Source organism: Halorubrum sp. SD41, from assembly GCF_058630335.1.
Map to the genome: position 1 here is coordinate 1 of NZ_JBZVGZ010000043.1, position 12,786 is coordinate 12,786.

Below are 12,786 nucleotides of genomic sequence, written 5' to 3' on the forward strand. Positions count from 1 at the left end.
GCGCAGCCTGCCCGCGGCCGCCCGGGGCCGCGCGCCGGCCCGGCGGCGGGCGGCCGGCCCGGGGCGGGCCTCGAGGCGACTGCCCCTTTGAGTCCCGCCCCGCACAGCAACCGCACCTCACGCCTCCCCAGCCTCGTCGGTCGGCCTCCGCTTCGCTCCGGCCGCCCGACTCCCTCGCGCGTGCTCCTCGCGCCCGTTGGGCGCTCGGAGGCACGCGCCGACCGCACTGTTGTTTATAAACATCGACGCCACCCGCTCTCAGGTATTTAAATGTCGCATCGCTCGCCGTCGTATCCGTGCCGACCGGAATCCGTCCGGTCGCCCTCTCAGAGGTCGACGCCGTCCGGGTCGTTCCACTCGTCGTCGCCGCCGTCCGCCTCCGTTCCGGCGGGGCCGAGGCGCTTCTCGCCTTGGCGCGACTCGTGGACCGCGAAGCCGCCGGTGCGGCCGTCGTCGCCGCCGGCGTACGGGTCCTCCTCGGGGTCGTAGTCGAGTTCGTCGCGCTCGAAGACGTACGCGAGGAAGCCGAACAGCGGGACGACGAAGGCGATCAGCGCCCACTTGCGCGGGTTCATGCCGTACTTGGGCGCGTCGACGTACGCGTAGGCGGCGAAGCCGACGAGCCACGCGAGCGGGACGCCGACGAGGATGACGGCGACGAGCGGCTGCATACGGTCGCTTCGACCGCGCGGTAATAAGCGTGCGGGCGGCCGGGCGCTCGGCCGCGGCGAGGCCGCGGACGGCGCGTCACCAGACGCCGTTCACAGGAACGGCCGCCAGTAGTACGGGCTGACGAACCCCTCGATGACGGCGGCGACGGCGAACAGGATTCCGAGCCCGACGGTCACCCAGAACGCGGCCTCCAAGGCGTCGGCGAGCCGCGCGCGGCTCGCGCGGCCGCGGAACGTCCGCCACGAGACGGCGCCGAGGTGGATCCCGAGCGCGCCCGAGGCAATGAGCGCGGGGATCTCGAAGACCCCGTGCGGGACCACGAACGCGACGAGCGCGAGGAGGTTCTCCTCCAAGGCGGCGGTGGCGCCGAGCGCGAGGCCGTTGAACGCGAGCGACGAGAGCGCGGGGAGGGCGAGGCCGACGCCGGAGAAGGCGGTCGCGATCGCGACCCCCCAGTTGTTCCCGAAGTACGTCAGCGTCGCCACGGGCGGGATCTGTCCGGCGATCCGCCCCTCGATCGAGGTCGGGACCGTTTCGGCGAACGGCGCGGCGGCGTACCACCCGACCGCGCCGAAGCCGACCGCGACCGCGAGCGCGAGGGCGTGACTGCCCGGCGTCGAGCGGACGAACCCGGCCAGCTCGCGCCACCCGCGGCGGAGGCCGCCGACGAACTGGGCGCGGACGCCGGCCTCGGGCGGCGAGACCGGGTCGACCGTCCCGCGGTAGTCGCCGTAGAGGACGGTCTTCAACAGGTCGAGCGCGGGCGCGACGACGACCGCGCTGGCGAGCGCGACGACGGGGCCGCCGCCGAGGAACGCGATCCCGGAGGCGACCGACGCGACGGCGACCAGCGCGCCGATCGCGACCACGAGGTAGGCCGCGGCGTCGACGGGGTTCGAGCGCACGAAGCCGCCCGCGCCCTCGATCCCCCCGACCACGCCGGCGTCGTCGACGACGACGGCCACCGGCGCGAACGCGAAGAGGATCCGGACGAGCGCGAGGGCGACGAGACCGACGAGGAGGGCGGCGACCGCGACCGCGGCCCCGAGGAACGGGTTCGCGAGGAACGCCGCGCCGACCGCGAGCGACCCGAGCGCGACGACGCCGATCCAGAGGAGCAGCTCGGCGACGTACAGCCCGAGGAACGTGAGCCACCTCGACCGGGCGCCCGCGATCCCGCCGACGAGCCCCCGTTCGTCGCGGAGGCTCGCGATGACGGCCGAGAGCTGGCCCGCAGAGACGACGGCGTACGCGACGACCGCGAGGACGACGGAGACGAGCACGCCGGCGGCGAACAGGATCCCGACGGTCGGCGTCAACAGGGGCTCGAACGCGGGCGTCAGCCCCTCGGCCCACGCCTGAAACGCCTCGGCGTCCTGCGTGTCCGGCGGCGGCTCGACCCCGGCGAGCGCCTCGCCGGCGGCCGCGAGTCGCCCGGTGAGTTCGAGGTGGAGGTAGATCCCCGCGAGCGCGGCGAACGTGCCGAGGCGGGCGATCACCGGTATCGCGGTGCCGAGGAGGTAGAAGGGGAGGACGTCTGCGGGGCGTCGGCGGAGGGTCGCTGTCGTTGCCGTGACGGCGGCGGAGAGGTCCATGTCTCCCGATCGGCCGTCCGATACTTAAAAACGGGAGTCCGAGCCGCCGCCGGACAGCGGCGAGGGGGGAGCTAGTCCCAGAACGACTGGGTGCGCGCGTACTCGCGCTCCTGTCTGAGCACGTCGCGGTAGAACTCGTCTTCGTCCTCGCGGAGCTTGTTGATGATCCGCGCGGCGTTGTGGGGGCCGACGCCCCGCGCCGCGAGGGCTATCACCGCCCGCTTCCCGTGCGTCTGGACGAGGCTCGCGGCGCGGTGGGCGCGCTCGGTGCGGCGCTCCTGCTCGTCGTCCTTCTCGGGCGCGCGCACCGCGGCGACGGTCTCCTCGTCCCACGGGTTCAGCGCCGCGATCCGGGTGGACCCGCAGTCGGGGCACTCGGGCTGGTCGCGGACGCGCCGGACCTTCGTCGTGTGCTTCCAGTCCGTGCAGTGGAGACAGAAGAGGATCACCCGGTCGTCCCGAATCCGCTCTTTGACCGTCTCGATCACGTCGGCGTCGGCGTTGTCCGGGACGAGGAACTCCGTGCCGGCGGAGCGGCCCGCGGTGCCGAGCGGGGTGCGCTCGCGGGCGATCGCGAGGTCGAGCGAGCCGCCGCGGCCGCCGCTGCCGCCGCTCTCCGCCTGGATCCCCGCGAGCAGGTCGGCCGTCTCCGGGACCGCGAGGTCGGCGTGGAACACCTCGCGGAGCGCCTCGTCGTAGACGGGGGTGTCTTCGAGGGCCGCGAGCAGGCGGTCGCCGCCGAACTTTCCGCGTCCCTCCTTGTACCGCTTGACGGCGCCGAACTTCGCGGCGACCTGCGCGAGCGTGAACTTCAGCGCGTCCGACTTCTTCACCGCGAGTTCGAGGTACGCCGCCAGCCGGTCGGGGTCGGTCGTCTCCAGCACCTCGCGGAAGTCCCCGACGCCGGCGTCGTGGGGCACCTCGAACTCGATCCGGTACGGATCGACGTCCATCCCCACCGACGAGCCGGCGCGCTGGCCGACCAAGGCCGCGAGCAGGCGCGCGAGCGTCTCGTTGACCTCGTGGCCGAAGGCGGCGTTGACCGCGACGGTGCGCGCGCTGCCCTCGATCACGATCCGCTCGTCCGTGGGGATCGGGTGACCGGCCTCGACGTGGTCGACGACCGGTTTCAGGGCCGCCGCGACGGTCTCTCGGTCGGTCGGGTACCGCTCCGCGAGGTCGATCGCGACGGCTTCCGGGGTGGAGCCGGCGTTCAGGGCAGCTGCGGCCTCGCCGCGTATTCGACCGACCTCCTCGGCGACCGGCTTCGGGACGGGGATCTCCTGGCCGACCCACGAGGGCACCTCGCCGGTCGGGTCGGGGATCGGCGTCACGTTCACGCGCTCCTCCTCCTCGTCGATCTCCGTGATCTTCCACATCTCGCCGCGCTGGACGAACGTCTCGCCCGGGCCGGCGAAGTTGACGACGAACTGCTCGTCGAGGGTCCCGATGCCGCGTCTGGAGGACATGTCGTACACCTCGTAGGTGGCCTCGTCGGGGATCATCGAGAGGTTCGCGTAGAAGTACTGCCAGGTGCCCCCCGACTTCTCTAAGGTGTCCGTCTCCTCGTCGAGCCACAGCAGGCGGTTCCCGTCCAGCTCGCGGACGACCTCCTGGAACTCCGGCTCCGAGAGGTCCCTGAACGGGTAGGCGTTCGTGACCGTCTCGTACGCCTCGCGCGCGTGAACGTCGCCCTCGTCCATCACCAGCCCGACGATCTGGTTCGCGACCGTGTCGAGGCTGCCGTGGTGGATGTTCGCGGGCTCGACGAGCTCCTCGCCCGCCCGCCGCGCGATGGCGAGCGCTTCGAGCGTGTCGTCGCCGCCCTGCGTCACGACGGTCCCCTCTGAGACGAGGTCGCGGCGGTGGCCCGCGCGCCCGACGCGCTGGAGCAGACGTGCGACCTCGCGGGGGCTCCCGTACTGGACCACGTGGTCGACGCGGCCCACGTCGATGCCGAGCTCCATCGAGGAGGTGCAGACGAGCCCGTCGAGTTCGCCCGACTTGAACCGGTCCTCCACGTCGATCCGGACCTCCTTCGACAGCGAGCCGTGGTGGAGCTCGATCTCGGTAGGGTCCTCCGTGCCCTTATCCCGCTCCTTCTCCGCGAGCGTTTTGAACCGCGAGCCGAGCGCCTCCGCGGTCTGTCGCGTATTGACGAAGATCAGCGTCGACTCGTTTTCGGCGACGAGCTCGCGAATCGCCCGGACGTGGCTCGCGGTCGTCTCGTCGACGGCGAGCTCGCCCGCGAGTGTCGCGTCGCGGTCGGTGATCTCGGGGTCGCGGACGCGCACGTCCGTCCGCGTCCCGGCCGCGACCTCGACCGTCTCAAACGCGCGGTCGCCCTCGCGGTCGGGGTCGCGTTTCCCTGTTCCGACGAGGAACTTCCCGACCTCCTCGGGGTCGCCGACCGTCGCGGAGAGGCCGACGCGCTGGAACGGGCCCGCCACGCGGCGGAGCCGCTCCATGCCGACCGTGAGCTGGGCGCCGCGCTTCGCCGAGGCGAGCTCGTGGACCTCGTCGACCACGACGTGCGCGACGTCTTCGAGGGCGACGCGCATCTTCGAGCCCGTCAGAATGGCCTGGAGGCTCTCCGGCGTCGTGATGAGCACGTCGGGCGGGTCGTCGGCCTGCTTGCCCCGCTCGTACTGGGTGGTGTCGCCGTGGCGCACCGCGACCTCGACGCCGAGGGTCTCGCCCCACCACTCAAGCCGGTCCATCATGTCGCGGTTGAGCGCGCGCAGCGGGGTGATGTAGAGGGCGGAGATCCCCTCGCGAGGCTGGTCGCCGGGCGCGTCGCGGGCGTCGACGATCGCGTCGAAGACGGGGAGCATCGCGGTCTCCGTCTTTCCGGTGCCTGTCGGCGCGAGGACGAGGGCGTTCTTTCCGTCGGCGAGCGGTGGAATGGCTTCGCGCTGGGGCTCCGTGGGCGTGGTGAACCCCCGGTCGGAGAGCGCCTCGCGGATCTCGCTCCCGAGGTGCGCGAACGCGTCCATGCCCGACGGTTCCGCCATTAACTGATCGTCGGACGTTGGGCGCTCGGGTGATTAAGCCCGTCGCTGTACGAAATACGCTTATAAGTGGTCGGTGGCGCTGCTGTCGGTCGGATCCCGACTGCCGGACCGGCGGTGAACGCTTCCGAATGTTCTGTCGATCGTTTGTAAGTGGTCGACAACGGATCGACGGCGATGACCGCCAAAGCCCCAGCCGGTCGCTTATAAATAATTGCTGGCGGATCCGCGGAGAACACCTCCAAAGCCCCGGCCGCTCGTTTATAAATAGCCACCAACGGATCGACGGCGAAACACCGCCAAAGCCCCGGCCGCGAGGCGGGCGCACGCTCGCTGCGGTCCTCAGTCGCTCGCTTCGCTCGCTCCTTACGGTCCTTGCTTGGCCTGCGCCCGCCCCGTGCCCGCCCTTTTGAGTCCCGCCCCGCCCCGCACAGCACCGCGCCTCCCGCCCCCCCAGCCTCGTCGCTGGCGGCTGGCGCCGCCAGCGACTCCCTCGCGCGTGCGGTTCGCGCCCTTCGGGCGCTCACCGGCACGCGCCACCGCAGTTCCATTTATAAACAACCGTTTAGGTCTCTACGTCACGCCGCCCTCGCTCGTCGCGTACGCCTCGTGCGCGTTGGCGTCGAGGATCGCCTCGATCTCGTCGACGACCACCAGCACGTCGGCGAAGGAGGTGTAGGGGGCCGCGGGACAGACGCGAACCACGTTCGGCGGGCGGAAGTCGACGACCACGCCCCGGTCCTTGAGCGCCTCGCTCACCCGCTCGGCTTCGGGGTGTTCGAGGGCGACGTGGCCGCCGCGGGCGTCGCGTTCGCGGGGGGTTCCGACCGAGACCTCGGGGAGTCGGTCGTCGACGAGGGCGATGAGAAAGTCCGTGAGCGCGAGCGACTTCTCGCGCAGGCGCTCGATACCGGCCTCCCGGAGGAGTTCGACGGCGCCCTCCAGCGGCGCGGCCGAGAGCAGCGGCGGGGTGCCGATCTGCCACGCGCCCGCGGAGTCGGCCGGGGTGTACTCCATGTTCATCTCGAACTGGGTCTCCTTCTCGTGGCCCCACCACCCGGCGAGCGCGGGGGTGAGCCCGTGGTGGCGCTCCGCGACGAACAGCGCGCCGATCGAGCCCGGGCCGGCGTTGAGGTACTTGTACGTACACCACACCGCGAAGTCGACGCCGGCCGCGTCGAATTCGTGGGGCACCGCGCCCGCGGAGTGGGCCGCATCGAAGCCGGCGTACGCGCCCGCCTCGTGGGCCGCGGCGGCGATCCGCTCGACGTCGAACAGCTGGCCGGAGCGGTACAGCGCGGTCGGCATGAAGACGATCCCCACGTCGTCGTGCGCTTCCAGCGCCGCCTCGATGTCTCTGTGGTCGATCGTCCGCCCGTCGCGGCTCGGCACGACCCGGAGCTTCTCGTCGGGGTCGATCCCCCGGTGGCGGAGCTGCGCCCGGATCGCGTAGTGGTCGGAGGGGAAGTCGAGCTCGTTGACGAGGACGGCGGGGTCGCCGCCGGGGTCGCCGTCCGGCGCCCACGTCCCGTCCGCGGCCGCGACGCCCTCGCGCTCCGGGCCGTTCCCGGCCAGCAGCTCGTCGAGGAAGGTGCCGATCAGGGTGTGAATGTTGACGGTGATCGAGTTGCTGACGACCACCTCGTCGGGGTCGGCGCCCACCAGCGGCGCGAGCGCGTCGCCCAGTCGCTCGCCGACCTCGAACCACGGCGGGTCGGCGTCGGTCCAGCCGGAGATGAGCTGGTCGCGCCACTCGTCGACGACGCGGTCGAGGCTCTCGAGTGCGGCGTCGCTCGCGGGCCCGAGCGAGTTGCCGTCCATGTACAGCAGGTCGTCGGGGATCCGGTACCGGTCCGCGAACTCGGAGAGCGGGTCGTTATCGTCGAGGCGCGCGGCGATCAGGGCGGGGTCGGCGTCGTTCGCCTCGTCGTCGCGGGCCGCTGTCCCGCCGTCTGCGCCGCCGAGCCCCTCGCCCGCGAGCGCGTCCCGGGCGGGGGCGTACGGGTCGTCCATACACGAGGGCGCCGCGCCGGCGACTAAGCGTTTCCGGGGTCGGGCGGTAGTTTAAAAAAGAGCTGCCGAGCGCTACTCGACGATGTCGATGGCGGGCCGCCCCGGCTCCGCCTTGCTGACCACGCTCTCGTCGACGTTCTCGGCGCGCTCGACGCGGACCGGCGCGTCGAACTCGCGCTCGATCAGCCACGCGGCGGCGCGCAGGGCGTCGTACTCGGCGTCGCCGTCGAGGGTCTCGCGGAGCGCCTCGCGGTTCGCTTGGAGGTCTTGGCCGTACGAGGCGGCGGCGTCCCCCTGCTCGCGGATGTGGTCCTCGCCCATCAGCTCGGAGATGAGGTTGTCGGCGTCGCTGTCGATCGCGATCGAGAGTGCGTCGTACTTCCAGTCGGGCGCGACGACGACGTCGATCCGCTCGGGGTCCTCGATCCCGGCGACCTCGACGATGTCGCGTACGTCCTCGCGGGTGTTCGCGACCAGCCGGCGGCGGCGCTCGACGGTGTCGCGGTCGACGCTCGCGGTCGGCCACTCCGCCTCGGCGACGAACCCGTCGCGGTCGAGCGTCTCCCACAGCTCCTCGGCGAGGTGGGGCGCGACCGGCGCGAGCAGTCGAACCGCGACGTCGAGCCCGCGCTCGAAGACGGCGGGGTGCGGGTCGGCGTACTCGCGGTAGCTCCGGAGCGTCCCCACGAGGTCCTGCGCCTCGCGGAGCGCGACGTTGAAGGTTAAGTCGTCGTACTCCGCGCCCGCGATGGCGACCGCGGCGTCCGTCTCGTCGGCGACGTAGTCGTCGATCTCGTCGCGGTCGGCGGCCGCGGCGTCGCCGTCGCCGGTGAGCGCGATCTCGCCCGCGGCGTACGCCTCGACGAGGTCGCTGAGGCGGGTCAGGAAGCGGTGAGTGGACCTGACGCCCTCCTCGGACCAGTCGAAGTCGCGCTCGGGCTGGGCGGCCTCCATCATGAACAGCCGCGCGGTGTCGGCGCCGTACTCGTCGACGATCCGCTGGGGCGAGACGACGTTCCCCTTCGACTTGGACATCTTCTCGCCCTCCAGCTGGACCATCCCCTGCGCCAGCAGGTTCGTGAACGGCTCGCGGTGGTCGAGCCCCTCCTCGTCGGCCAGCACCTTGGTGAAAAAGCGCGAGTACAGCAGGTGCATCACGGCGTGCTCGATGCCGCCGACGTACTGGTCGACCGGCATCCAGTCGTTCGCGCGGTCGAGGTCGAACGGGGCGTCCTCCAGGTCCGGCGAGACGTACCGCAGGAAGTACCACGAGGAGTCGACGAACGTGTCCATCGTGTCCGTCTCGCGGGTCGCGGGCGCGCCGCAGTCCGGACACGTCGTCGCCTTCCACTCGTCGGCGGCGTCCAGCGGGTTCCCGGTCGTGTTGATGAACTCCGGCAGCTCGACCGGCAGGTCCTCGTCGGGCACCGGGACCGCCCCGCAGTCGTCGCAGTTCACGATCGGGATCGGCGTCCCCCAGTAGCGCTGCCGGGAGATGCCCCAGTCGCGCAGGCGGTACTGGGTCGCCTCGCTCGCCCCGTCGGTGTCGGCCGTAATCCGCTCCCGGGCGGTCTCGCTGTCGAGGCCGGTGTACTCGCCGGAGTCGATGACGACCCCGTCGTCGGTGAACGCTTCCGCCTCCACGTCGGGCGCGTCGGGGACCGTCTCCCCGTCCGGGTCGTCCGGCTCCGGCGCGATCACGGGCCGGATCTCGACGCCCTTCTTCGTCGCGAACGCGTGATCGCGCTCGTCGTGGGCGGGGACCGCCATCAGCGCGCCAGTCCCGACGTCGGAGAGGACGAAGTCGGCGACGTAGACGGGGATCTCCTCGCCCGTGACGGGGTTGGTGGCGGTGAGGCCGGTCGCGACGCCGTTCGGCTCGTCGCCGTCGGGGTCGGCCTCCTCCTCGATGAATCGTCGGATCTCGGCGTCCTCAGCGGCCAGCTCCTCGGCGATCGGGTGGTCGGGCGCGATCGCGAAGAACGTCGCGCCGTGGATCGTGTCGATCCGGGTCGTGAACGCCGTGACGGATCCGTGGCCCTCCACCTCGAAATCGACCTCGCTCCCGTGCTGCCGACCGATCCAGTTGCGCTGCATCTGGCGGACGGAGTCGGGCCACCCCTCCAGCTCGTCGATCGCCTCCAACAGCTCGTCTGCGTACTCGGTTATCTTCAGGAACCACTGGTCGAGCTCGCGGGTCTCGACGGGGGTGTCACAGCGCCAGCACAGCTCGTCGTCGCCCTCGACCTGCTCGTCGGCGAGGACGGTCTCGCAGGAGGGACACCAGTTCACCTCGGCGTCGCGGCGCTCCACGAGGCCGGCCTCGTGGAAGCGGCGGAACAGCCACTGGTTCCACCGGTAGTACTCGGGGGTACAGGTGGTGACCTCGCGGTCCCAGTCGTAGCCGAACCCCATCGATTTCATCTGCCCGCGCATCGTGTCGATGCAGTCGAACGTCCAGTCGCGGGGGTTGGTGTCGCGCTCCTTGGCGGCGTTCTCGGCGGGCAGCCCGAACGCGTCCCACCCCATCGGGTGGAGCACGTCGTCGCCGCGCATCCGCCGGTAGCGGGCGTACGCGTCCGTAATGGTGTAGTTGCGGACGTGGCCCATGTGGAGCTTCCCGGACGGGTACGGGTACATCCCGAGGACGTACGTCGGGTCCGAGGCCTCGTCCGGGACGTGGTAGACGGCGGCGTCGTCCCACGCCTCCTGCCAGCGTTCCTCGACCGTCGCGTGGTCGTATCCCTCCTGAGACATCTGCTTATATATCCGTGGTCGGCTCGGCGTCGTATAGCTTTCCATCCAGTGGTGGGCCGTGACACGCGGCCTCGCGGGGTGAGAACGCGAGGTCCCCGGCGGCGGAGCCCGACCGAATCCTACAGCTTCTCCGCGTTCTGCGCCTGCTCGACGCGCTTGGTCGCCTCTTCGATCCGCTTCCCGGTTGCGTTCGCGAGCCCGGGCGGGAGCCCGTCGCGCGCGGCGGCGAGCCGCTCTTCGATCCGCGCGATCCGGTCGAGCACGTTCGCCAGCTGTCGCTTCGTGCCCTCGCCGTCCCCCTCGCGGGCGCGCTCCTCGGCCCGCTCGGCGGCCTCGACAGCGGCGGCCAGCGCCCGTTCCAGTCCATTGACCGCGTTCGACGGGCCGCCGCCGGAGCCGCCTCCGCCGGAGCCGCCTCCGCCGGAGCCGCCTCCGCCGGAGCCGTCGTCATCGTCGCCGTCGTCGCCCTCGGCCGCCGCGGCCGCGACCGCGGCGCGCGTCTCCTCGGCCACGTCGGCGACGTAGCCGGCGAGCGGGGCCGCTCCCGTCTCCGGGCGCTCGATCCGGATCGGTTCCTGGGTCTCGGTATCGTCCGCGGCGGGGTTGACCCGGTACGCGCCGACCTCGTCGTCGGCGTCGCGGACCTCCGTCGTGTACGCGCCGCCGGCGTCGACGTACACCGCGTCGCTCCCGTCGATCGCGGAGTCGTAGATCCGCCCGGCGAAGTCGTCCTCGATCGCGGACCGAGCAAGGTTCACGTCGCTTTCGGCGTCCGAGAACTCCACCTTCCGCGCGTCCTCGCGGGCGACGAGCGGAATCTCGCCGTCGACGCCGGCGGTCGTCACCGACTCGTTCGCCGAGACGGTCAGCGTCTCGCTGTGGGGGGCCCGTCCGGCGCCGTTGACCGTGAAGCGGTGGTCACCCTCGGGGACGCCGTTCGCGACCGCGACGCCGCCGGCGAACGTCGGGACCGCCTCGGGGTCGCTCTCGATCAGGACGAACGACTCGACGCTCGTCTCGGTCGTCGTCAGCCCCTCGCCCGCCGGCGCCTCGTCGCTCTGCGTCGTCTGCGTGACGCGGGCGACGACCGCGTCGAGCGCTCCGGCCGCGTCGTCGCCGAACGAGGGGTCGTCGGCGATCGCGTCGTACCGGGCCGCCAGCTCCGACCGGTGGTTCCCGGCGGTGACGTCGAGCGCGGGGTTCTCGTAGCGGGGCTGCTCCCACGGGGCGCCGGTGGTCGTGATGTGGCTCGCGACGGCGTCCTCGACCACTTGGGGGACCGCGAACTCGAAGCTGAGCTGCGGCCCGGTGAACGCCGAGATGTCCTCCAGCTCGGCGCTCTCGACGAGGTCGTACTCGACGACCGAGTCGGCGAACCCGTCGGCGAGCGCGGCGTCGTCGCCGTCGGCGGTCCCGTCGTCGTCGCCCCCCGACGACCGCCCGCCGTATCGGTAGGCGGTCCCCGTCTCCCGGAGCGGGAGGTCGGTCGGCGGCGACCGCAGCGCGTCGAGCGAGCGGATCGCGAGGGCGCCGTCGACCAGCGACTCCTCGGTGACCGAGGGGAGGTCGGGGTGGTCGTAGATCGGTTCGCCCTCGTACTCGGGAACGACGAACGGGAGCCGTATCTGCTCGTCGCGGGGGAGTCCGTACGCGATGGGGATCCCGAGGAGGTCCTCGACGGTGTCTATCGTCGTGTTGGTGATGTCCGCGAGCAACCCCCCGTCGCCGACGCGCCGGAACTGGTCGGGGTTCTCGTTGACCGAGAGCGTGCTGGAGTGCGAGCCGAGCTCCGAGAGGATTCGGGGAACTACGTCGGGGTCCGGATCGAGGAACTCGTTGTTCGGCACGCTCCGGGAGTGCGAGCTGGCGACGTACAGCTGGGGGTCGCCCGTGTCGAGGTCGACGAAGACGTGGAGCACCTCCCAGTCGTGCCAGTGGAAGTTCGCGGTGAACTGGTCGAACGCGGAGTAGAACCAGAACTGGACGACCCCGAGCGGGGAGTCCTCGTACCGCATCCCGTTGTAGAACACCGTCGGGTCCGGCGGCTCGCCCGCCTCGTCGTACCGCTCGTGGTAGCCGTCGAACGCCGCGAACCCGTCGACGACCGTCTCGCCGTCCTCCTCGACCGCGTACGGGCGCGGGTCGGTCGGGAACCACGGCTCGGCGGCGTCGAAGAACAGCGTCGGCGCGAACCGCGTCGCGAGCTCGTCGAGCCGGTCCGCGTCGAGGTCGGTCGTCGCGGCGTCGTCCGGTTCCGAGCCGGAGCAGCCGGCGACCGCGGCGCTCCCGGCGCCCGCGAGCGCCCCGAGGACCGTCCGACGGTCGACGCCGTTCGGCGGATCCCCGCCGGACGCTTCGCCCCGGTCAGGTCCGATCGCGCCGTCGCCGGCGTCGGCGTCCCGATTCATTTTCTGTGGCGACGAGAGCCGCACGAATAACACTTCTGACGCCCCACTCCTCTCGATCCCGCAGTGAATGAGACCCCGGGCCCGGCTCCGGTCAGCACAGGCGCGGAGACGATCCACGGCGGGAGTGAGTATCGCAGATCGGTAGCAGCGATATAGTATTTAAATAACCGTGAGCGACGGCGACAACCGCTTATAAATGGCAGGCGGTGGCGAGCCAGCCCGCGAGGTCGCCGGCGGCAAAGCCGCCGGCTGCCAGAGGGACCGAAGGTCCCTCGCTGGACGCGGTGAGCGCTCGGAGAGCGCGAACCGCGAGGCTGGGGAGGTGTGAGG

Annotated in this window: 6 protein-coding genes; all 6 read right to left on the minus strand. The window is 71.5% G+C overall.

The genetic code is table 11. The features are described from left to right. Nucleotides 1-326: 326 nt before the first annotated feature. The 6 genes from AC4NMM_RS14885 to AC4NMM_RS14910 all read right to left on the minus strand — a co-directional run bounded on the left by AC4NMM_RS14885 (nt 327) and on the right by AC4NMM_RS14910 (nt 12,456). On the minus strand, nt 327-671 hold the full coding sequence (locus tag AC4NMM_RS14885; protein ID WP_491924622.1) for a PLD nuclease N-terminal domain-containing protein: 345 nt from the start codon (nt 669-671) through the stop codon (nt 327-329). A gap of 90 nt (nt 672-761) precedes the next feature. Further along, a complete protein-coding gene (locus tag AC4NMM_RS14890; RefSeq protein WP_491924623.1) occupies nt 762-2,267 on the minus strand; it encodes a stage II sporulation protein M in 1,506 nt (501 codons plus the stop codon). A 71-nt stretch (nt 2,268-2,338) separates the two neighbouring features. Next, nucleotides 2,339-5,281 (minus strand): DEAD/DEAH box helicase, encoded by a 2,943-nt coding sequence (locus tag AC4NMM_RS14895; protein WP_491924624.1) that lies wholly within the window; start codon nt 5,279-5,281, stop codon nt 2,339-2,341. A 570-nt stretch (nt 5,282-5,851) separates the two neighbouring features. Beyond that, the gene (gene kynU / locus AC4NMM_RS14900) at nt 5,852-7,291 is read right to left on the minus strand and encodes a kynureninase (protein WP_491924625.1); all 1,440 of its coding nucleotides are present in this window, start codon (nt 7,289-7,291) and stop codon (nt 5,852-5,854) included. Between the two features lie 72 nt (nt 7,292-7,363). After that, nucleotides 7,364-10,048 carry a leucine--tRNA ligase gene (gene leuS / locus AC4NMM_RS14905; RefSeq protein WP_491924626.1) on the minus strand — a complete coding sequence of 895 codons (2,685 nt, stop codon included), beginning with the start codon at nt 10,046-10,048 and terminating at the stop codon, nt 7,364-7,366. Nucleotides 10,049-10,167: 119 nt separating this feature from the next. Next, on the minus strand, nt 10,168-12,456 hold the full coding sequence (locus tag AC4NMM_RS14910) for a hypothetical protein (protein WP_491924627.1): 2,289 nt from the start codon (nt 12,454-12,456) through the stop codon (nt 10,168-10,170). Between the last annotated feature and the right edge of the window lie 330 nt (nt 12,457-12,786).